This window comes from Massilia sp. CFBP9026, assembly GCF_034045165.1.
Taxonomy (GTDB): Bacteria; Pseudomonadota; Gammaproteobacteria; order Burkholderiales; family Burkholderiaceae_D; genus Telluria; species Telluria arenae.
Genome location: NZ_JAXCWH010000008.1, coordinates 13,848 through 34,953 on the forward strand (window position 1 = coordinate 13,848; position 21,106 = coordinate 34,953).

A 21,106-nucleotide genomic window follows, 5' to 3' on the forward strand; every position below is an offset into this window, starting at 1 on the left:
GGTTGTTCACACGTCGCGGTGACGCAAACCACCTTGGGCTCACGCTTTCGCGGGAACGACGTGCGGACGTTAGTGGTTAAAGCGGACGAAGCCGGCCTGCACAGGCGCGCAGCTCACCCAATCAACAACCAGTTATCCCGCAAACACCGCTCGAACTCATACGCCGGTAACGGCGCCGCATACAGGTACCCCTGCACCTCGTCGCACCCCGCCTCGCGCAGGAATTCCAGCTGATCCAGCGTCTCCACCCCTTCCGCGATCACGCGCAGGCACAGTTGCCGCGCCATGCTGACGATGGTCCCCGCGATCGCGCAGTCGCTCGCATCCCTCGGAATCCCGGTCGTGAACGACCGGTCGATCTTGAGGGTCTGGATCGGGAACCGCTTCAGATACGACAAACTCGAATACCCCGTCCCGAAATCATCCAGCGACAACGACACCCCCAGCGCCGTGATCCGGTCCATGATCGCCGTCACGCGCTCGAAGTCGTGCATCAGCGTGCTCTCGGTGATCTCCAGTTCCAGCCACGACGGATCGAGCTGATAGCGCCGCAATGTATCGGCCACCCGCGACGGCAGCGACGGCGTAAACTCCCGCGCCGACACGTTCACGGCCAGCCTGAACGGCGAAATCCCGGATCTCTGCCAGATCGCCGCCTGCGCGCAGGCCTGCTCCAGCACCCACTCGCCCACCTGCACGATCAGCCCCGTGGTCTCAGCCAGCGGAATGAATTCCGACGGCGGCACGATGCCGCGCTGCGGATGCACCCAGCGCACCAGGGCCTCGGCGCCGACGATACGCCCGCTAGCGATCTCGAACTTCGGCTGGTAATACAGGATCAACTCACCGTTGCCCAGCGCATGGCGCAGGCCCGATTCGATGCGCATGCGCTCCTGCATGCCCTTGTTCATGTCCTGGCTGTAGAAGGCGACGCTGCGGTCCGGATTGGCATCGGCCCGCTTGGCGCGCTCCATCGCGATGTCGGCCAGGCCGAGCAGGGTCTCGGCATCGTTGCCGTCCTGCGGATACACGCTGATGCCGATGCTGGCGCCCACGCGCAGGTCGTGGCCGGCGATGAAGAACGGCGCGTCGAGCGAAGCCTGCAGCTTTTGCGCCACCGTGGTGGCCTCAAAGTGCTGGCGGATGTCCGACAACCCGACGGCGAATTCGTCGCCCGACAGGCGCGCCACCACGTCCTCGTCGCGCAGGGCGTCCTTGAAGCGCTGCGCGACCTGGCGCAGCAGCTCGTCGCCGATGCGGCGGCCGAGCGTGTCGTTGATGCGCTTGAAGCGGTTCAGGTCCACGAACAGCACGCTGCCCGCCGTCTCGTTGCGCTGCGAGACCGCCAGCGCCTGGTCGACCAGGCGCGCGAACAGCGTGCGGTTCGGCAGGCCGGTCAGCTCGTCGTAATAGGCCAGGTGGTGCAGCTGTTCCTCGGCCTGCTTGCGTTCGGTGATGTCGGTGAGATAGGCGATCAGGCCCGTCGGCCGCTCGGCCAGGTCGCGCAGCGGAGACAACGACAGGCTGGCCCAGAACACCTCGCCCGATTTTTTCCGGCGCCGCACTTCCATCATGCGCCCGCCCTGCTCTGCGAACAGGTCGGGCTGCATGTCGTCGCCGCCGTCTTCGTCGGCGTACAAGAACAGGATGTTGCGTCCGACCGCTTCCAGCGCGGTATAGCCGAACAGCTGCTCGGCGCCGCGGTTCCAGCTGGTGATGTAACCCATCTGGTCCATCGTCAGCACCGATTCGTGGATCTGATCGAGGATCTGCGACTGGTGCGCCAGCTGCGCCTCCATCTGCGCATAGGCGTGGGTGGAGCGCTGCGCCAGCGTGTGCATCTGCAGCAGGCTGGCCGTCAGCTGGGCCAGCGCCGCCAGCGTGCGCTCGGTCTCGGGACAGTAGCCGTCGCCGCCGCTGACTTCGTACCAGCCGAACTGCTCTATGCCGGCCGCCACTGCGTGGCGCAGGATGCGCGCGCCTGCTTCATTCGGCTCGATCAGGCCGGCGCCCGGCACGAAGCGCCCCTCCGGGCTGCCCGTAAGCTGTGCCGCCAGGCGGCCCAGCTCCAGGGTCAGGGCTTCGCCGCGCAGGCGGAGGATGGCGTCGCAGACGGCGGTCGTGCCGCCGACGAAGTCGAAGGAATCCAGTTCGCGCAGGTCAGACATTCCGGCCCACCTGGATCGCCCAGTGCCAGGCGTGCAGCTGGCTGTGCCACCAGGCGGCCGGGCTCACGCCCGCCTCCTCCAGCAGCGACTCATCCGGATGGGTCTCGGTCAGCCGCAGCCAGGCGCCGAGCCGGCCGCGCCGGTCGACCAGGGCGCCGGCGACGTCGTCCGGCAGGTACAGTTCGGCCGCGATCGCCGCCATCGGCATGTGCAGCAGGCGGTCGAGCAGCGAGAACACGCCGGTCATGAAGGCCAGGTCTTGTGCATCGCGATCTCCGCCCGCTTCCCGGCTCAGGGCTTCCAGCTGCGCCGCGCGGCGCGCCGCCAGCGGCAGCAGCAGGTTCGGCAAGCCGTCCGGCTGCTGGCGCGCGTACAGCAGCAGCTGCAGCCAGCGCTGCAGCTGGCGCCGGCCGAGCACCGTGATCGCATGAGAGAAACTGGTGATCTGGGTATTCACCGCGAAGGCCGCCGAGTTCACCAGCTTGAGCAGGTGGTAGGCCAGCGCCGGATCCTGCTTGATCTGGTCTTCCAGCTCGCGCGATTCGGCGTCGCGCGCCAACAGGCCCAGCAGGGTCAATATGCGGCGGCGCGAGCTGCCGTCGTCGTCCTTCGATGGCGCCGCGTCGGGATCGATGGGATAGTCGCCGCTGAACCAGTCGAAGCCCGCGTTCTCGCATTCGGAAAAGCGGCGCGCGCCGTCGACGCCGTGCGCCAGGTGCGGTCCGAACAGCGCGACCAGGCGGCCTGGCTGCAGCGCAGTGTCGCGATGGGCGCGGCAGTCGCGCGCCGCCGAGCGCAAGGCCGGCGGCGCCTTCGCGCCCTCGGGGATGTCGCCGTCGAGCCAGACGCGATAGCCGTAGGCGTGCAGCTCGGCCAGTTGGCGCGCGGCGCTGCCGGACGCCAGCGCCTCGGCCTTGATGACCAGGCCGACGCGGTTGGCCGGCAACAGCGCCAGCACCGGCACCGTCAGGGCCTCGGGGCCATCCAGGTGCAGCAGGCAGTCGAGCGGAGCGATCGCCGTGAGCAGTTCTGCGCCCGCGAACATCGCTTGCAGGCGTTGCGCCAGGTCGGCGCCGGGCGCCAGCCGCAGGCTGAGCGCTACCCATTCGTTCTGCGCATTGGCGACCGGGTCGATTGCTACCAGCGGAATATGTCCCTGCTCGGCCATGTGATGTTTCTCAATAATATTCAGTCAATCTTATTGCACCGAATACTTTAAAGCAACAGCAATGTTTCCCGGTGGATATTGGGAGTTCACTCTCAGTTACTGCCGGCGCGCTGGACCGCGAAACGGATCAGTTCCGCCTGCCCTTCGATGCCGAGTTTGCGCTTGATATTCAGGCGGTGAGTCTCGACCGTGCGCACCGATAAATCGAGGTCGCGCGCGATCTGCTTGTTCGACTGGCCGGCGGCGATATGCTTGAGCACTTCGTGCTCGCGCGCCGTCAGCTGGTCGCTCGGCGTGGCCGGATTGGCAAGCTGGCGCGCCAGCGCGGCGCTGTAGTAGATGCCGCCGCCCATCACGGTCTCGATGGCCAGCACGATGTCCTTGCCCGGCGCGTCCTTGAGCACATAGCCGCGCGCGCCGGCCGCCATGGCCTGGCTCACGTATTCGGGCTTGTCGTGCATCGACAACATCAGCACCGCGATGCCGGGATAGCGCGCGGTGAGCTGGTGCGTGGCCTCGATGCCGCTCCCGCCGCGCATGTTCACGTCCATCAGCACCAGGTCGGGATGGAATTCACCGGCCCGCGCCAGGGCTTCCTCGCCCGAGCCGGCTTCGGCCACCACGGTCAGGTGCGGCGCCGACTCGAGCCGCGCGCGCAGGCCGTCGCGCACCAGCGGGTGGTCGTCGACCAACAGGATTTTTACCTCATTTGCTTTATCGCTTGCTTCACCACTCACTGCCTTGCTCCTTCAAATCGATGCTGGCCACCACCCGGGTGCCCGTGGACGACGACGCGATCGAGAACCGCCCGCCGATCGCCTCCATGCGCTCCATCATATTCCTTAGCCCGATGCCGCGCTTGGGATGCACGGCCACGCCGTCCATGTCGAAGCCCACGCCGTCGTCGGCGATGCACAGGCTGACGATGTCGCCCACCCGCTCGAGCACCATCTCGATATGGCGCGCCTGGGCGTGGCGCTCGACGTTGGTCAGCGCTTCCTGCGCGATGCGGAACAGCACCGTGCCCACGATCTCGGGCAGCGCGTCCACCGCGCCGGCCGCGCGGAAGCGCACCGGCGCGCCCGCGTGCTCGCCGAATTCGCTCGCCAGGTGGTCCAGCGCCGGCGCCAGGCCCATATCGTCCAGCAGGGTCGGGCGCAGGTCGTGCGAGATGCGGCGCACCTCGCCCAGCAGCGTTTTCACCTGCTCGACGGTGCGCTCCAGCCCCGCGCGGCCCTGCTCGCGCCGCGCTTCGTCGCCATCGATGCGGATGATGCCGGCCTCCAGCTGCAGCTTGACCGAGACCAGCGCCTGGCTGATCCCGTCGTGCAGGTCGCGCGACAGGCGCGCGCGTTCTTCTTCCTGCGATTCCACCACGCGCTGGGCCAGCGCTTTCAGCTTGGCGTCGGCCACCCGGCCCTCGCTGATGTTCAGGGCCAGGCCGCCGCCGGCCACGCCCACCGCCGCCACCGTGGCCAGCACCGCCATCCACAGCAGCGTCTCTTCGATATTGCGCGACTGCTGGGCATCGACCAGCGCCAGCGCCGATTCGACGTCGTCGAGGTAGATGCCGGTGCCCATAACCCAGTTCCAGTGCGCGATCGGCACCACGTAGCCCAGCTTGGGCGCCGGCCGGTTGCTCGAGGGCTTGGCCCAGGTATAGCGCAAAAAGCCGCCGCCCCCACCCGCCAGTGCGATCAGGCGCTGGATGGTCGGCGCGCCGGTCGAGTCGCGCCATTCCCACATATCGGTACCGACCAGCTCCGGCTGGCGCGGGTGCATCAGGTTCTTGCCCCGGGTGTCGTAGACGAAGAAGTAGCCATCCTCGCCGTAGCTCAGGCTCGACAGAATGCGGATCGCTTCCTGCTGGGTGGCCGGGTCGCTGTCGCCGGTGCGGGTGAGGTGCGCGATCGAGCGGGTCGCCAGCTCGACGTAGTGGCGCAGCTCGGCCTCCTTGCTCGCCAGGTAGGCGCGCTGGATCGTGGCGCGCTGTTCGGCCGCCAGGGTCACGCCCTGCTGGCGCACGTAGAGCGCGATCGCGCACAGCGCCACCACCAGTGGCACGACGGCCAGCACGATCACTTTTTGCCTCAGCCGCATATGCTTGTTCCGCATGCTTTGATTCGAAGGTCTGCATTCTACGTCCGATGGCAGGGACCGATCTACGTAGCATTACGTAGGGACTGCGTAATCATGCGCTTGCGGTACTGACAATAGTGCAAGATACTCAACGGCATGCTGTAAATAATGGCGTCGGCACGTACTGGCGCAAAAAGCATCAATCCACTTCGGAGGAGTCACCCATGAAACGTCTCTCGAGCATGCTCGGATGGATCGCCTTGTCCATCCTGGGCGCGTTCTCGCTCGGCTACATCGCGCTCAAGCGCGGTGAAACCATCAACGCCATCTGGATCGTCGCCGCCGCCGGCTGCGTCTACCTGATCGCCTACCGCTTCTACTCGCTGTTCATCGCCACCAAGGTGATGGGGCTCGACCCGACGCGCCAGACCCCGGCCTACAAGTTCAACGATGGCCTCGACTACGTCCCGACGAATAAGAACGTCCTGTTCGGCCACCACTTCGCCGCGATCGCCGGCGCCGGCCCGCTGGTCGGCCCCGTGCTGGCGGCGCAGATGGGCTACCTGCCCGGCATGATGTGGATCCTGGCCGGCGTCGTGTTCGCCGGTGCGGTACAGGATTTCATGGTGCTGTTCATGTCGACCCGCCGCGACGGCCGCTCGCTCGGTGACCTGATCAAGTCCGAGATGGGCGAGATCCCCGGCCTGATCGCGCTGCTCGGCACCTTCATGATCATGGTGATCATTCTCGCCGTGCTGGCGCTGATCGTCGTGAAGGCGCTCACCGGTTCGCCGTGGGGCACCTTCACCGTGATGGCGACCGTCCCGATCGCGCTGTTCATGGGGATTTATTCGCGCTACGTGCGGGTCGGCCGCATCGGCGAGATTTCGCTGATCGGCTTCGTCCTGCTCATGCTCGCCATCATCGGCGGCCAGTGGGTGCACGATTCGCCGACCTGGGGCCCGATGTTCACCTTCACCGGCACCGAACTGACCTGGATGCTGATCGGCTACGGCTTCGTGGCGGCGGTGATTCCCGTGTGGCTGCTGCTGGCGCCGCGCGACTATCTCTCCACCTTCCTCAAGATCGGCACCATCCTGGGCCTGGCGATCGGCATCATCGTGGTCGCGCCAGACCTCAAGATGCCGGCCATGACCAAGTTCATCGACGGCACCGGCCCTGTATGGTCCGGCAATATCTTCCCCTTCCTGTTCATCACGATCGCCTGCGGCGCCGTGTCGGGCTTCCACGCGCTGATCTCGTCCGGCACCACGCCCAAGATGCTCGAGAATGAAACCCAGGCGCGCTTCATCGGCTACGGCGGCATGCTGATGGAAAGCTTCGTCGCCATCATGGCGCTGATCGCCGCATCGACCATCGACCCGGGCATCTACTTCGCCATGAACAGCCCGGCCGCGCTGCTCGGCACCACCGCGCAATCGGCGGCGCAGGCAGTCTCGCAGATGGGCTTCGTGATCACGCCGGAAGCGCTGGAGCAGATGGCGCGCAACGTCGGCGAGCACACCATCATCTCGCGCGCCGGCGGCGCGCCGACGCTGGCGGTCGGCATGGCCGAGATCCTGTCGAACCTGGTGGGCGGCCCGGCCATGATGGCCTTCTGGTACCACTTCGCGATCCTGTTCGAGGCCCTGTTCATCCTGACCGCGGTCGATGCCGGCACCCGCGCCGGACGCTTCATGCTGCAAGACCTGCTGGGCGCTTTCGCTCCATCGCTGAAAAAGACCGACTCGCTCCCGGCCAACCTGCTGGCCACCGGCCTGTGCGTCGCCGCCTGGGGTTACTTCCTGTACCAGGGCGTGGTCGATCCGCTGGGCGGCATCAACACCCTGTGGCCGCTGTTCGGCATCGCCAACCAGATGCTGGCCGGTATCGCGCTGATGCTGGGCACCTGCGTGCTGTTCAAGATGAAGCGCGCCAAGTATGCGTGGGTCACCATCATGCCGACCCTGTGGCTGCTGGCATGCACGCTGACCGCCGGCTGGCAGAAGATCTTCCACAGCGATCCGCGCATCGGCTTCGTGGCGCACGCCAACAAGTACCAGGCGGCGCACGACGCGGGCGAAATCCTGGCGCCGGCCAAGTCGATCCTCGACATGGAGCGCATCATCTTCAACGACTATGTCAACGCCAGCCTGGCCGGCTTCTTCATCTTCGTGGTGCTGGCGGTGCTGTTCTACGGCGTGCGCACGGTGATCGATGCGCGCCGCGCGAATGGGCCGACCGCCAAGGAGTCGCCGTACGTCGCCATGCCTGCCCCGCAGGTGCAGTGATGTTCGGCACCCTGAAACAGGCCGGCAACTACCTCGGGCAGAGCCTGCGGCTGATGGTCGGCCTGCCCGAGTACGACACCTACCTGGCGCATATGGAACGTACCCATCCGGATAAACCGGCGATGACGTACGAGGAATTCTTCCGCGAGCGCCAGGAGGCGCGCTATGGGGGGAGCCGGGCGTCGTGCTGCTGACAGGCGGCATGAACTGATCCGACAAGGGGCGCCGCGGGCGCCCCTTTTTTGCGCCCGTCGATGCTAATTGCGACATGGAATTGTTCCCTTTGCCACATTTGCGGATTCGCAAAGCTGTCACCTCCCCTAGTGCGTATATTTTTTTCCTGCGGGTTCTTGCCCGCTAGGAGGATCTGCACCGTTGCCGGATCCGCTGCGCTGTGCCGTTTGCGGGAACCACGATGCAGAATTTCGAGCGCTCGAGCCTGAACCGGAAGCTGAACATCCTCTCGCTGCTTTCGACGGCGACCGCGCTGCTGTTCGTGTTCTGCGCCTTTGCCGTCACTTCCATTATCAACCACCGCCAGGCCGAACACCTGCAACTGGCCGCCTTCGCGCGCGTGATCGGCGCGGCCACGTCGGGAGACCTGATGCTGGTCGACCGGCGCCAGGCCGGCGCCACGCTGGCGGCGCTGGAAGCGCAGCAGCACATCTCGGCGGCAGTGCTGTACGACCGCTTCGGCCGCTCGCTGGCCGAGTACCGCGCGCCGTCGCGCCTGGGCGCCGAACTGCCCTCGCTCGACGATCTCGGGCTCGACACCCTGATTGATGCCAACCGCGCCGGCAGCGTCCTGCTGTCGCGCCACATGCGCGTGGTGCAGGAGGTGCGCCATGGCGAGCTGGCGGTGGGTGCGGTCATGATCGAGGCCGACCTGCTGCCGATGTGGCTCGAGATCCTGGCCAGCATGGTCGTGATCGGGCTGGCGATGGGGGCCGCGCTGCTGGTCTCGCTGGGACTGGCGCGGCCGCTCAAGCGCAGCATCGCCGAGCCGATCGCCCGGTTGATCCAGACCGCGCAAAAAGTCTCGGCCAGCCAGAACTACGCCCTGCGCGTGCAGCACAAGCGCAGCGACGAACTGGGCGTGCTGATCGACAGCTTCAACACCATGCTGGCCCAGATCGAGGACCGCGGCGCGGCCCTGCTGCACCATCGCGACGAACTGGAACGGCAGGTCGGCGTGCGCACCGAGCAGCTGGAAAAGGCCAAGAACGCGGCCGAAGCGGCCAGCCGCGCCAAGAGCGGCTTCCTGGCCACCATGAGCCACGAGATCCGCACCCCGATGAACGGGGTTCTTGGCATGACCGAGATGCTGCTCGCCACCGAGATGACCGAGGCGCAGCGCAGCTACACCCAGCTGGTCAAGCGCTCGGGCGAACACCTCTTGGTGATCATCAACGACATCCTCGACTTCTCGAAGATCGAGGCCGGCAAGCTGACCATCGAATACATCAACTTCAACCTGTGGGACCTGCTGGACGACATCCACAACGTCTACACCCCGCAGGCGGCGGCCAAGGGCCTGGGCTGCGACTTCGACATCGCCAACGACATCCCGGTGGCGATCTGCGGCGACCCGAACCGGCTGCGCCAGATCATGGCCAACCTGATCGGCAATGCGATCAAGTTCACCACAGAGGGCCGCATCATGGCGCGGGTGCGCGTGGCCGGCGAGGACGCGCAGCGGGTGGCGCTGCGCTTCGAGGTACACGACACCGGCATCGGCATCTCGCGCGACGCGCGCGCGCGCATCTTCAATGCCTTCTCGCAGGCCGACGATTCCACCACCCGCAAGTACGGCGGCACCGGCCTGGGGCTGGCCATCTCGAAACAGCTGGTCGAACTCATGAAGGGCACGATCGGCGTCGAGAACGCGCCCAGGCAGGGCTCGATCTTCTGGTTCACGCTCAGCTTCGACAAGCGCCGCGTCGACCCCGATGCACCGGGCCACCGCCAGCACACGCTGGACGGCCTGCGGGTGCTGGTGGTGGACGAACAGGAGGCCAGCCGCAAGGACCTGGTGCAGCAGCTGGAAGCCTGGCGCGCGGACTGCGAGGGCGTGGGCAGCGCCGCGGCCGCCTTCGAACACCTGGTGAGCGCGGCGCGCGCCGGCCGCCCCTATGACGCGGCTGTGCTGGACATGGAACTCACCCAGACCAGCGGCCTGGCGCTGGCGGCCTCGGTGCGCGCCGAGGCGGTGGCGCGTTCGACCCCGATCACTACCCATTTTGTCTTGCTCAGCCCCGAAAAGCTGGCCGCCGACCCGGTCCAGCGGCGCGAGGCCGGCGTGGCCTACCAGCTGGTCAAGCCGGCGCGCGCGGCCGACCTGTACGCGTGCCTGACGGCGCGCGCGGCGCGCTTGCATCATCCGGCCGGCGCCGCCATTGCCGCTGCGGCGCCGTACGATGCTCCCCGGCCGGCGCCGGCGCCGCTCCAGCAGCCGGCGCGGCGCGCGCGGCGCGTGCTGCTGGCCGAGGACAATCCGGTCAACGTCGAAGTGGCCAGGGCCATGCTGGAAGGCCTGGGCCTGGAAACCCATTGCGCCACCAACGGCCAGGAGGCGCTGCATGCGGTGCACGACGGCGGCTGGGACGCGGTATTGATGGACTGCCAGATGCCGGTGATGGACGGCTTCGCGGCGACCGGAGAGATCCGGCGCCATGAGCGCGAGATGGGCCGCGCCCGCACCCTGCCCGTGATCGCGATCACCGCCAACGCGCTGCAGGGCGACCGCGAAGCCTGTCTCGCGGCCGGCATGGACGACTACCTGTCCAAGCCTTTTACCCAGCAGCAGCTGGCGGCCGTGATCGGGCGCTGGGTCGCGCTGCCGGTGCTGGCCGAGCGCCACCATGACGACGAACCCGAGTTGGCGCTCGGCTTTGCGCCACCGCCCCCGCGACCTCCCGCGTCCCCACCGCCACCGCCGAAGGGCGACCCGGTCGACCGCGCCGCCCTCGACAATATCCGCGCGCTGAGCCGCGACGCCGGCGACGCCCTGGTGCAGAAAGTAATCAACGCCTACGTCGGCGACACCCCGCGCCACCTGCAGGCGCTGCGCCAGGCAGTGAGCACGGGCGACGCCGAGAGCCTGCGCCGCATCGCCCACGGCCTCAAGTCGGCCAGCGCCAACATCGGCGCGGGGCGCCTGGCCGCGACGTGCCGCGACCTCGAACAGCTCGGCCGCGGCGGTAGCGTCGACGGCGCCGCGCCGCTGTTGGCCGACATGGAGCGCGAATTCCAGTCGGTGCGCCAGTCGCTCCACGCCATGCTTGAAAAGGAATCCTGACATGCCAGCCTTTGCCTCCAACCAGCGCGGGACGGTGCTCGTCGCCGACGACGATCCCGTCATGCGCCTCCTGATGCTCGAGATGCTGGCCCAGGTCGGGATGGAAGGCATCGAGGCCGGCGACGGCCTGGAAGCGGTCGAGCTGGCGCGCGCGCGCATGCCCGACCTGATCCTGATGGACGTCGACATGCCGCGCATGGACGGCTTCACGGCCTGCCGCACGATCCGCGCGGCCGAGAAGGATGGCGCCTGCGTCCCGATCGTCATGGTCACCGGCAGCGACGACGTCGAGGCCGTGACCCAGGCCTACGAGGTCGGCGCCACCGACTTCGTCTCCAAGCCGATCAACTGGCCGATCCTCGGCCACCGCGTGCTGTACGTGCTGCGCGCCAGCGACGCCATCGCCCGCCTGCGCATCGCCGACGCCCAGAACCGCGCCGTGCTCGAAGCCATCCCCGACACCTTCTTTCGCCTGAACGGTGACGGCTTCTATCTCGACTACGAGCCAGGCCAGGAGCGCCAGCCGTGTCCCGGACGCGCGGCCAGCACTCTCCCGCCCAGCGCGCGCTTCATCGGCAAGCACCTGTCCGACACGCTGCCGCCCGAGATCGCGGCGCGCATGCTGGAGCAGGTGAAGACCGTGCTCGCCAGCCAGCAGGTGCGCTCGGTCGAGTACGAGCTGATCGAATGCGGCGACGTGCTGCACTTCGAGGCGCGGCTGGTGGCCACCAGTCCGTCCGAGGTGCTGGGACTGGTGCGCGACATCAGCGAACGCAAGCGCGCCGAGGAGCAGATCCGGCGCCTGGCCTATTGCGACGGCCTGACCGGCATCCCCAACCGGCAAGCCTTTCTTGAGACGCTGGAGCGCGAGCTGCAGCGCGCCAAGATGGGCAACAAGAAGTTCGCGGTGCTGTTCATGGATCTCGACGCCTTCAAACGCATCAACGACACGCTGGGCCACAACGCCGGCGACCAGCTGCTCAAGATGGTGTCGGAGCGGCTGCGCGAGACCACCCGTCCCAGCGACCTGGTCTCGCGCGGCGAAGGCGCAGAGCGCGATGCCGCCAGCCTGGCGCGCCTGGGCGGCGACGAGTTCACCATCCTGATTCCCGACCTGGAACGGGTCGAGCATGCGCTGAACGTGGCCACCCGCGTCAAGGAAGCGATGCGGCGGCCCTTCCTGATCGAGGGCAACGAGATCTTCGTCACCGCCAGCATCGGCATCTCGCTATTCCCCGAGGACGGCGACGATTGTGGATCACTGCTCAAGTTCGCCGACACCGCGATGTATCATGCCAAGAACTGCGGCAAGAACAACGCCAAGCTGTACAGCTCTTCGCTGACGATGCAGATCATGAGCCACGTGAAGCTCGAGGTGGGCCTGCGGCGTGCGCTGCAGAACGACGAGCTGTACCTAGTCTACCAGCCGCAGCGCGACGTGCGCACATCCGAAATCGTGGGCGTCGAGGCGCTGGTGCGCTGGCGCCATCCCGAGCGCGGGCTGGTGCCGCCGACCGAATTCATCCCGCTGGCCGAGGAGACCGGCCTGATCGTCCCGATCGGCGAATGGGTGCTGCGCACCGCCTGCCGCCAGGCGCGCGCCTGGCAGCGCCTGACGCGGCGCCTGCTGCGCATCGCCGTGAACCTGTCGGCCAAGCAGTTCAAGGACGAGAACCTGTCGCAGATCGTGCTGTCGGCCCTGACCGAGACCGGGCTCGAACCGCGCCTGCTGGAACTGGAGCTGACCGAAGGCACCCTGATGGACGATGCGCGCGCCACGCTGGTCACGCTCGAGCAGTTGCGCGGCATCGGCGTGCATCTGTCGATCGACGACTTCGGCACGGGGTACTCATCGATGAACTACCTGAAGCGCTTCGACGTACGGGCCCTCAAGATCGACCGCAGCTTCATCGCCGGCCTGCCCCAGGATTCGGAAAACGCGGCCATCACGCGCGCCATCATCGCCATGGCCCACGGCCTCAAGATGGTGGTGGTGGCCGAGGGCGTCGAGACCGGCGAGCAGCTGCTGCTGCTCGAGGAGCTGGGCTGCGACATGGTGCAAGGCTACTACCTCGGCCATCCCTCCAGCGCCGAGAAGATCACCGAGATGCTGCAGCATGCGCAGCAGGCCTTGCCGGCGAAGTAGGGTGGATGGCTTCGCCATCCACGCGTTCAACCATATTGAGCTTTGCTACGACGCATAGGTGATTTGAACGCGTGGGCGGCGTAGCCGCCCACCCTACGGCACGGGTTGGGGCACAAACCGCAGCGTATGATTCACCGCCCCCGGCAACAACGGCGCCGGCTTGCCCTCGACCCAGGCCGCGTGGTCCAGCAGGAAGAACGGCGACAAGGGGTGGCCGCTCTGCCCGCCCGGCATATTGTACAAACCCTCTTCTTCGCGCCCCGGCGACACGGTCAGCCGCTCCGACTGGCCGAACTTCGGTCCGGCCACGCGCGGCATGTGGGCGTCGCCCACCAGCGGCTGGCTCGGCGCGGCGAGCCAGGGGCGCAGCGCGGGCACGGCCATGCTGATCGGATGCGCGATGTCGGCGGTGTTGCGCCGGCCCCAGGTGGCCTCGGCCAACGGCGTGCCGGCGTCGACCAGGGCCGCGATGGCGCGGTCCACCGCCGCCAGCTCCAGCTCGCGCCACGAGGCGTGGCCTGCCGGCAGCCAGCCGGGCGGCCGCTCGTCCAGCAGGCGCGCCGCCACCGCCGGCCAGCGCGCGCTGGCCGCGGCGGCGCTGGCCTTCGGATCGATCTCCTTCAGCGCTGCATTGACGCCGCCGTACAGCAGGTCGTGCACGGCCCACATGAAGTCGCGCGCCAAGCGATAGCCGATCGACTCCACGCTGGCGCGCCCGCTCCAGCTGGTCTCGAGCAGGCGCCGGAACTCGGCGCGCTGCGGGTGGCCGGCCAGCGCCTGCGCGTCGAGCGCGGCCAGGGCGCGCTGGCGCCACTGGCCGACCAGGATCGCGCGGTCGTCCAGCGCGCCGTCGAAGGCGCGGCGCACGTCGACCTTGTCGCCCATGGCCTGCAAGCCTTCATGCAGCTGGCGGTTGCGCTGGCCCAGGTCGTAGCCGCCGTCGCCCAGCAGCGCATATCCGGCGCCGGCCAGCTGGCGGCTGTTGGCGGTCGTGATCTGGCCATCGGCGGGATTCAGGATGCGCGGATACTCGGCGTAGGGCAGCGCCTCGCTCCAGGTTTGCGCTCCGCTGCCGGCGGCGAGCGGGAATCCAGCTGTAATTCCAGCTGTAATTCCGGCGGCAAGGCCGGCCGCCTGGCCGTCCGCGGCGCGGCGCGGCAGCAGGCCGGCGATGGTCCAGCCGATATTTCCCTGTACGTCGCCGGCGACGAAGTTCTGGGCCGGGATGCCGTTGCTCGCGGCGGCGGCCAGCGCTTCTTCGACGTTGGACACCGTCTCGAGCTTCAGGTGATTCATATTGAGCGCGGCCGGATCGTGGGCGATCCAGTGCAGCGCATAGCTGCGCCCCGCCACCTCGCGGATCGGGCCGAGCGAGGTCTCGCGCACGACCATGCGCTCGACTGAGGCGCCTTTCACGGCGATCGCCTCGACGTGCTCGCGCGGCGTCTCCCAGCCGCCCGGCAGGCCGACCTGCCCTGGACGGGCCGGGTCGAGCCGCAGTTCGACCAGGTCGAGCGAATCGGCATAGCTGTTGGTAAAGGCCCAGGCCACCTGGCCATTGCTGCCGACGATGACGGACGGCGGCGCGCCGGGCAGGCTGACGCCGCCCAGGCGGCGCTGGCCGCCGGGCGCGCCTGGGTCGGGAAAACGCAGCGCGAGGCGGTACCAGATATTCGGCAGCCGCAGGCCCAGATGCATGTCGTCGGCCACGATGGCCGCGCCGGTGCTGCTGCGGGTCCCGGCCAGCGCATAGTTGTTGCTGCCGACCGAATCGGTGACGTCCAGGCCGGCCAGCTTGACCGGTGCGCCCGGCGCTTCCGGCGCGGCGCCCCACCAGGCCGGCGCCTGCGGCGGCAACGGGCTTTGCGCCTTCGCCTCGCCCTGGTCGAGCGTCGCATCGAAAGCGGTCGATTCGGGCAGCAGGAAAGCCAGCTGCGCTTCGTCGCTGTGCGCGCGCAGCCAGCCGCGCGCCAGTTCGCGCGCCTCCTGGGCGCCTTGCAGGTCGATGTACATGGCCCACACCACCAGCAGCGAATCGGGCGCCGTCCACGGCCGCGGCGCCATGCCGGTCAGCGCGTATTCGAAGGGCCGCGCGCCGAGCGCGCCCAAGCCCTCGTTGACGCCTTGCGCGTAGCGTTCCAGCATCTCGCGTTCCGGCGCCGGCAGGCGCGCCAGCGTGTCCAGCGCGCGGGCGCGGAAGCGGTGCAATCTGTGCGTGCGGTCGGCGGGCAGCGCCGCCGCGCCGAACAGCTCGGCCAGCTCGCCGGCCGCCGTGCGGCGCAGCAAATCCATCTGGAAGAAACGCTCCTGTCCATGTACGAAGCCGGTCGCATAGGCGACGTCGAGCCGGCTGGCGCCGCTGATCAGGGGCACCCCACCGGCGTCGCGCTCGACCCTGACTTCCCCCGCCAGGCCGGCCACCCGGCGCTCACCATCGAGCTGGGCCAGGCTGGCGCGCAGGAATATCCAGATGGCCAGGGCGGCCAGCAGCACGAGCGCCAGCAGCGCCCCGGCCCCGCGCAGGGTCCAGGTCTTCCATCGGGACTTGCCCAAGGGTTTGTCCATACGTCGCGTCTCCTTGTTTTGGGGGCGTATCTTGCCAGAAAATCCACGCCCGATGCGGTACGGCGCGAGAAAATACCCCGTCGCACGTCGTATTACGGGTGGATCCATTACACCCGCGGCGCCGTAGCTACCGATGTCGTTGAAGGCGGACACATCCGTCCCCATATCCGATAATGAGGGATGTGAAGAAATCTCACTATTCGTTGGCCATCGCACACGCGGTGTGTGCCGACGATGCTATTCTGGAATCATGCCGCGCGATGCGGCGGGAGGAACTGTCATGCAAAACGTCACCAAGGGCGCAAGAATGCCAGCCATCGTGCGCACGTCCGCCGTCATCGGCCTGGCCCTGCTGGCCGCGGCCTGTTCCACGCCGCAAGAAAAATCGGCGCGTGCACAGGCCGAGATGGCGGAACTCATGAATATCTATGGCCCGGCATGCACCCAGCTCGGCTATGGCGCGAACACCGATCCCTGGCGCGAATGCGTGCTGCACCTGGGCACGCGCGAGGAATTGCAGCGCATGGGCAATGGCGCCGGGGCATATGGCGCCTGGGGGCCACGCTATCGCGGCGGCTACTGGGGCCCTTACTGGTAAGAGCCGGCCCCGGCATAGGATTGCTCGTCGAGCGCGCGGCCCGGGGTCGCGCAGCCCGGCTTTACGCAGCCCGCTACATCCTTCGGCAGCAGCTTGCAGTAGTGCATCAGTAACCCGTCAAACACCGCCTCCCAGGCGAACGACGATTCGACCTTGCGCCGCGCATTGGCGCCAAGCGCCGCCAGGTCGCTGGCGGACGCATGCCTGATCGCCTCGGCCAGGCTGTTGGGGCAATTGGGCCGCGCCAGCACGCCCGTATCGTCGTCGACCAGTTCGGCCAGGCCCCCTGCGCCCGCTGCCACCACTGGCAGGCCGCAGCCCATGGCCTCGAGCACGATCAAGCCAAAAGTTTCGCAATCGCCCGGGTGCACCAGCAAATCGCAGCTGGCCAGCAGGCGCGCCAACGCGCGCTGGTCGCGCTGGAACGGCAGGCGGCTGATCCGGGCGCCCTTCGGGAGATCGAATGCCGTCTCGTCGGGCCCGACCATCAGCAAGTGGAAGCCTGGGCCGAGCCGGCCCATCGCCGCCAGCAGCACGTCCAGTTTCTTGTCGGCCGTGAAGCGTCCGGCATATACCAGCAGGCATGTCCCGGGCGCCACGTCCAGTTCGGCGCGCACGGCGGCGTCGCGCCGGTCGGGATGGAAGATGGTGCAATCGATGCCGAGCGGCTGGTGCAGCGCGCCCCGCACCCCCATCGCATGGAGTTGCGCGACCATCAGCCGGCTCGGCGCCAGCACCAGGTCGAACTGGCCGTACAGCTGCGCCAGGTAGCGCCGGGTGAGCTGGGCGGCGTGAGCTCCGAAACGGTTCTCGACCAGGCGCGGCAGATCGGAATGGTAGAAGGCCACGACCGGGATGTGAAGCCGGTCGCGCGCGCGCAGCGCGGCCCAGGCGCAATGGCCGGCGTCGCCCACTTCGACCAGGTCGGGCCGCAGGCGGCGCAGGCGGCGGGCGATGGCGGCCACCGACAGCGGCATGCGGTAGCCGTGGAAGCCGGGCAAGGCCAGGCTGGGGACGCGCAAGCATGCCGACCCGGCGCGCGTGGCGCGCGCGGTGTCTGGCCCCACATCGCGCGCAACATCGCGGTTCGGACTCAGGATCGTGTGCCGCGCACGGCCCTGGCGCGCCAGCCACGCCGACTTGGCGTTCAGGTAGGTGCTGACGCCACCACCCTCGGCGGCATAGAACATCGTGAGATCGACGAGATGCATGGCCGGCTCGCAGAAAAATCCACGATAGCAGCGGCCCGGCAAGCAGGCTTGCGCGCACGCAGGGCGTGCGCCGGTGGTCCGGATCGACCGGGCTTAGCGGAAAGAGACGGCGGACATCACGCGCTGCGACGGTCGAGCATGGCGCGCGCGATCGTGCCGGCGTCGACGTACTCGAGCTCTCCCCCCACCGGCACACCGCGCGCCAGGCGGCTGACCTTCAGGCCGCGCGCCTTGAGCATTTCGCTGATGTAGTGGGCGGTGGCTTCGCCCTCGTTGGTGAAATTGGTCGCCAGCACCACTTCGCCGACGAGGCCATCGGTGGCGCGGTTGACGAGCTTGTCCAGGGCGAGGTCGCGCGGGCCGATGCCGTCCAGCGGCGACAGCCGGCCCATCAACACGAAGTACAGGCCGCGCCAGGTGAGCGTCTGCTCGATCATGATCTGGTCGGCCGGAGTCTCGACCACGCACAGCAGGGTGTGGTCGCGCTCCGGGTCGGCGCACAGCTCGCAAATTTCAATGTCGGAGAAGGTATTGCACTTGGCGCAGTGATGCACCGTGTCGACCGCCTGGTAGAGCGCGCGCGACAGTTGTGCGGCGCCCTCGCGGTCGTGCTGCAGCAGGTGGAATGCCATGCGCTGGGCCGACTTGGGGCCCACGCCCGGCAAGCGGCGCAGCGATTCGATGAGAAATTCGAGCGAGGTCGACATGTGGGGCGTCCCGCCGGCAAGGCGCCGGCCGGGACTGCTTTCAATGGATCAGAAAGGCATCTTGAAGCCAGGCGGCAGGCCCGGCATGCCGGCGGTCAGGCCGCTCATCTTCTCGGCAGCGGTCGCCTCGGCCTTGCGCACGGCGTCGTTGAACGCGGCCGCGACCAGGTCTTCCAGCATGTCGCGGTCGTCGCCCAGCAGCGACGGGTCGATGGTGACGCGCTTGACGTCGTTCTTGCAGGTCATGACGACCTTCACCAGGCCGGCGCCCGACTGGCCTTCGACTTCGACCAGGGCCAGCTGCTCCTGCGCCTTCTTCATATTGTCCTGCATGGCTTGCGCCTGTTTCATCAAGCCTGCGAGCTGGTTTTTCATCATGGTGGGTTTCTCCAAAAGTCGGATGGGTGATTGATCGGCAGCGACGTGCTCAGGCGACCTTGACCGAGCCGGGCACGACGAACGCGTCGAAGCGTCGCTCGAGCTCCTGCACGAAAGGATCGGCGGCAACGATGGACTCGGCCAGGCGCTGGCGCTCTTCGCGCGCCGCTTTCTGTTCGGCCCCGGCTGTATACCACACCGGGCCGATCTCGGACTCCACATTCACGCGGAAGTCGGGGAAATGTTCTTGCAGCGCAGCCGCCAGCTTCTCGCTATTGCCGCTGGCGCGCAGCGTATCGACCGGCACGCGCAGATTGAAGGTGGCCGAGCGGTCGTGCACGACGCAGGCGACCAGTTCGGTCTGCAGCGCCAGCTGCTGGGCCACGCCGCGCAGCGGCAGGCTGCCGGCCAGCGCCGGCCAGTTGCCGTCCCAATTGATCTCTGGCACGGGCGTGACGACATAGGCATGCGGCGGCGCGGCCGGTGCCCGCACCTGGGGCGCGGGTGCGACCACGGCCGGCGCTTCGGCGGCGACGGCGGTGTCATCGGAAAAATCGGTGACCCAGGACGGCACGTCGTCTTCCTGCTGCGGCTGCTGTGACTGCGGCTGCTGGCGGGCCTGCATGGCCGGCTGCGGCTGGGCCATGGCCTGCGGCTGGCCGCCCTCCCATGGCGGCGGCGCGGCAGCGGCGCGCGCCTGCATGCCGACGCCAGGAGACGACATCGCTGCCGCCGGTCCGGGCGCGGCTGGCGGCGGCACCGCAGGCGGTGGCGCCGCCGGCGCGACCGGTTCGGCCCCTGGACGCTTGGGTGGGGTGCGGATGCCCGAGGCGGCGCGCGCTGCCTCCAGCGCCGCATTGATCGCGGCCCGCGCCGACGTCATCGCCGGCGCGCCGGGGGCTGCTGCGGCGGTCGGCGCACTGGGCTGCGCAGGCGCCGCAGGTGCTGGTGCGGGCGGTGCGGGCGGTGCGGCCGATGGTGGGGCCGAACGTGGCGTCACCGCCGCATGGCTGGCCGCGGCAGCGGCCGCCGCACGCGCAGGCGACGCGCCTACCGGAGCGGCGGCGGGCGGCGCTGCAGATGCTTCCGCTCCACCCTGTCCGGGGCGAAAGGCCAGCATGCGCAGCAGGGTCATGGTGAAGCCCGCATATTCGTCCGGCGCCAGGCCGATCTCGTTGCGGCCGTGCACGGCGATCTGGTAGTACAGCTGCACTTCCTGCGGCTCGAACGAGCCGGCCAGGCGCATGATGTCGGCCAGCTCGGGCAGGTCTTGCGGCACGGCGCCGGGCACCGACTGCGCCAGCGCGATCCGGTGCAGCAAGGTGCCGAGGTCTTGCAGCGCGCCGTTGTACGACAGGCTGCGGCTGGCCATCTCGTCGGCCACCGCCATCAGGTCGGCGCCGTCCTGCGCCGCCAGGGCATCGAGCAGGCGCACCAGGTAGGATTGGTCGAGCGCGCCGAGCATGCCCTGCACCGCATCGAGCGTGACCTGGCCGGCCGCATAGGCGATCGCCTGGTCGGTAAGGGACAGCGCGTCGCGCATCGAGCCGTGCGCGCCTTGCGCCAAGAGGCGCAGCGCCGGCTGTTCGAAGCTCACGCCTTCCTGGCCCAGGATGTTCTCGAGATGGCCGACGATATGGCCCGGCGGCATTTGCTTGAGATTGAACTGGAGGCAGCGCGACAGCACCGTCACGGGAATCTTTTGCGGATCGGTGGTGGCCAGGATGAACTTGACGTGCGGCGGCGGTTCCTCGAGCGTCTTGAGCATCGAATTGAACGCGTGGTTGGTGAGCATGTGCACCTCGTCGATCATATAGACCTTGAAGCGCGCATTGCTCGGCGCGTAGACCGCCTGCTCCAGCAACTGGGCCATCTCGTCCACGCCGCGGTTGGACGCCGCATCCATCTCGATGTAGTCGACAAAGCGGCCGGCGTCGATCGCGCGGCAAGCCTCGCACTGTCCGCACGGCTCGGCGGTGATGCCGCCCTGCCCATCCGGCCCGGTGCAATTGAGCGACTTGGCCAGGATGCGCGACAGGGTGGTCTTGCCGACCCCGCGCGTGCCCGTGAACAGATAGGCATGGTGCAGCCGCTCCGTGCGCAAGGCATGGGTCAGCGCACGGACGACGTGCTCCTGGCCAACCAGCGTGTCGAAGTTCTTGGGACGGTATTTGCGGGCGAGGACTTGATAGGACATGCCACGATTTTACCGCAGATGGCGGTCGTCGCGAACATTCAACGGTCGGGCTCTTGTGCAACTGGCATGAAAAATGCGAGAGACGGACGTGCGGGCGCCGTAGGCTGCCTGAGAAAAAATAGGGGGAGGTACTGCCGAGAAGGTACTACTGAAAAGAGATAAGAGGCGAGCCTGATCTGCGGCACTTGCGGTGAACGGCTTTGGCTGCTTCGTTCCCGACCTGACCAGGTAAACCATGCCACAATGCGCAGGGGCCCGCCAGCGCACATTATACCTTAGCGGATGGCGTTTGGGGAAATC

Annotated in this window: 14 protein-coding genes and 1 other RNA gene; 5 read left to right on the top strand and 10 right to left on the bottom strand. The window is 68.0% G+C overall.

From position 1 onward, the window contains the following. Positions 1-113: 113 nt before the first annotated feature. The 4 genes from SOM28_RS19300 to SOM28_RS19315 form a co-directional block, all read right to left on the bottom strand. Entirely contained in the window at positions 114-2,168 is a 2,055-nt protein-coding gene (locus SOM28_RS19300; protein WP_320469107.1) for a putative bifunctional diguanylate cyclase/phosphodiesterase, read from the bottom strand. After that, positions 2,161-3,336: an HDOD domain-containing protein gene (locus tag SOM28_RS19305; protein WP_320469108.1), complete on the bottom strand. Its 1,176-nt coding sequence runs from the start codon at positions 3,334-3,336 to the stop codon at positions 2,161-2,163. The genes SOM28_RS19300 and SOM28_RS19305 overlap by 8 nt, the downstream gene beginning before the upstream one ends. 92 nt (positions 3,337-3,428) lie before the next feature. Continuing rightward, positions 3,429-4,073 carry a response regulator transcription factor gene (locus SOM28_RS19310; RefSeq protein WP_123070575.1) on the bottom strand — a complete coding sequence of 215 codons (645 nt, stop codon included), beginning with the start codon at positions 4,071-4,073 and terminating at the stop codon, positions 3,429-3,431. Beyond that, positions 4,063-5,436, bottom strand: a complete 1,374-nt coding sequence (locus SOM28_RS19315) for a cache domain-containing protein (protein WP_123070580.1) — start codon at positions 5,434-5,436, stop codon at positions 4,063-4,065. Before SOM28_RS19315 ends, SOM28_RS19310 begins: the two co-directional genes overlap by 11 nt. A gap of 203 nt (positions 5,437-5,639) precedes the next feature. On the opposite strand from SOM28_RS19315, the gene SOM28_RS19320 reads away from it, so the two are divergent. From SOM28_RS19320 to SOM28_RS19335, 4 genes are all read left to right on the top strand, one after another. Next, positions 5,640-7,706, top strand: coding sequence for a carbon starvation CstA family protein (locus tag SOM28_RS19320; protein ID WP_123070576.1), 2,067 nt, complete (start codon positions 5,640-5,642; stop codon positions 7,704-7,706). Next, positions 7,706-7,900, top strand: coding sequence for a YbdD/YjiX family protein (locus tag SOM28_RS19325; protein WP_123070577.1), 195 nt, complete (start codon positions 7,706-7,708; stop codon positions 7,898-7,900). Before SOM28_RS19320 ends, SOM28_RS19325 begins: the two co-directional genes overlap by 1 nt. 221 nt (positions 7,901-8,121) lie before the next feature. Beyond that, positions 8,122-11,004 carry a hybrid sensor histidine kinase/response regulator gene (locus SOM28_RS19330; protein WP_320469109.1) on the top strand — a complete coding sequence of 961 codons (2,883 nt, stop codon included), beginning with the start codon at positions 8,122-8,124 and terminating at the stop codon, positions 11,002-11,004. 1 nt (position 11,005) lies between these two features. Further along, positions 11,006-13,150, top strand: a complete 2,145-nt coding sequence (locus SOM28_RS19335; protein WP_320469110.1) for a putative bifunctional diguanylate cyclase/phosphodiesterase — start codon at positions 11,006-11,008, stop codon at positions 13,148-13,150. 93 nt (positions 13,151-13,243) lie between these two features. Here SOM28_RS19335 and SOM28_RS19340 read toward each other — a convergent pair whose 3' ends face one another. After that, complete coding sequence (locus tag SOM28_RS19340) at positions 13,244-15,715, bottom strand: penicillin acylase family protein (RefSeq protein ID WP_320469111.1); 2,472 nt, start codon at positions 15,713-15,715, stop codon at positions 13,244-13,246. Positions 15,716-15,995: 280 nt separating this feature from the next. Here SOM28_RS19340 and SOM28_RS19345 point away from each other — a divergent pair, with 280 nt between their 5' ends. Beyond that, positions 15,996-16,313 carry a hypothetical protein gene (locus tag SOM28_RS19345; protein ID WP_123068664.1) on the top strand — a complete coding sequence of 106 codons (318 nt, stop codon included), beginning with the start codon at positions 15,996-15,998 and terminating at the stop codon, positions 16,311-16,313. Here SOM28_RS19345 and SOM28_RS19350 read toward each other — a convergent pair. The 5 genes from SOM28_RS19350 to ffs form a co-directional block, all read right to left on the bottom strand. Further along, complete coding sequence (locus SOM28_RS19350; RefSeq protein WP_320469112.1) at positions 16,304-17,524, bottom strand: glycosyltransferase; 1,221 nt, start codon at positions 17,522-17,524, stop codon at positions 16,304-16,306. The genes SOM28_RS19345 and SOM28_RS19350 overlap by 10 nt on opposite strands. A gap of 116 nt (positions 17,525-17,640) precedes the next feature. Then, complete coding sequence (recR, locus tag SOM28_RS19355; RefSeq protein ID WP_123068666.1) at positions 17,641-18,231, bottom strand: recombination mediator RecR; 591 nt, start codon at positions 18,229-18,231, stop codon at positions 17,641-17,643. 48 nt (positions 18,232-18,279) lie between these two features. Further along, positions 18,280-18,609 carry a YbaB/EbfC family nucleoid-associated protein gene (locus tag SOM28_RS19360; RefSeq protein ID WP_123068667.1) on the bottom strand — a complete coding sequence of 110 codons (330 nt, stop codon included), beginning with the start codon at positions 18,607-18,609 and terminating at the stop codon, positions 18,280-18,282. A 49-nt stretch (positions 18,610-18,658) separates the two neighbouring features. Further along, the gene (locus tag SOM28_RS19365) at positions 18,659-20,806 is read right to left on the bottom strand and encodes a DNA polymerase III subunit gamma/tau (RefSeq protein ID WP_320469113.1); all 2,148 of its coding nucleotides are present in this window, start codon (positions 20,804-20,806) and stop codon (positions 18,659-18,661) included. A 161-nt stretch (positions 20,807-20,967) separates the two neighbouring features. Continuing rightward, positions 20,968-21,066, bottom strand: an RNA gene (ffs, locus tag SOM28_RS19370) — signal recognition particle sRNA small type. Between the last annotated feature and the right edge of the window lie 40 nt (positions 21,067-21,106).

Coding starts and splice junctions, on each gene's coding strand:
- SOM28_RS19325 (WP_123070577.1), top strand. CDS start 7,706: ATGTTCGGCACCCTGAAACAGGCCGGCAACTACCTCGGGCAGAGCCTG.
- recR (WP_123068666.1), bottom strand. CDS start 18,231: ATGTCGACCTCGCTCGAATTTCTCATCGAATCGCTGCGCCGCTTGCCG.
- SOM28_RS19330 (WP_320469109.1), top strand. CDS start 8,122: ATGCAGAATTTCGAGCGCTCGAGCCTGAACCGGAAGCTGAACATCCTC.
- SOM28_RS19300 (WP_320469107.1), bottom strand. CDS start 2,168: ATGTCTGACCTGCGCGAACTGGATTCCTTCGACTTCGTCGGCGGCACG.
- SOM28_RS19340 (WP_320469111.1), bottom strand. CDS start 15,715: ATGGACAAACCCTTGGGCAAGTCCCGATGGAAGACCTGGACCCTGCGC.
- SOM28_RS19360 (WP_123068667.1), bottom strand. CDS start 18,609: ATGATGAAAAACCAGCTCGCAGGCTTGATGAAACAGGCGCAAGCCATG.
- SOM28_RS19335 (WP_320469110.1), top strand. CDS start 11,006: ATGCCAGCCTTTGCCTCCAACCAGCGCGGGACGGTGCTCGTCGCCGAC.
- SOM28_RS19365 (WP_320469113.1), bottom strand. CDS start 20,806: ATGTCCTATCAAGTCCTCGCCCGCAAATACCGTCCCAAGAACTTCGAC.
- SOM28_RS19320 (WP_123070576.1), top strand. CDS start 5,640: ATGAAACGTCTCTCGAGCATGCTCGGATGGATCGCCTTGTCCATCCTG.
- SOM28_RS19345 (WP_123068664.1), top strand. CDS start 15,996: ATGCAAAACGTCACCAAGGGCGCAAGAATGCCAGCCATCGTGCGCACG.
- SOM28_RS19350 (WP_320469112.1), bottom strand. CDS start 17,524: ATGCATCTCGTCGATCTCACGATGTTCTATGCCGCCGAGGGTGGTGGC.
- SOM28_RS19305 (WP_320469108.1), bottom strand. CDS start 3,336: ATGGCCGAGCAGGGACATATTCCGCTGGTAGCAATCGACCCGGTCGCC.
- SOM28_RS19315 (WP_123070580.1), bottom strand. CDS start 5,436: ATGCGGCTGAGGCAAAAAGTGATCGTGCTGGCCGTCGTGCCACTGGTG.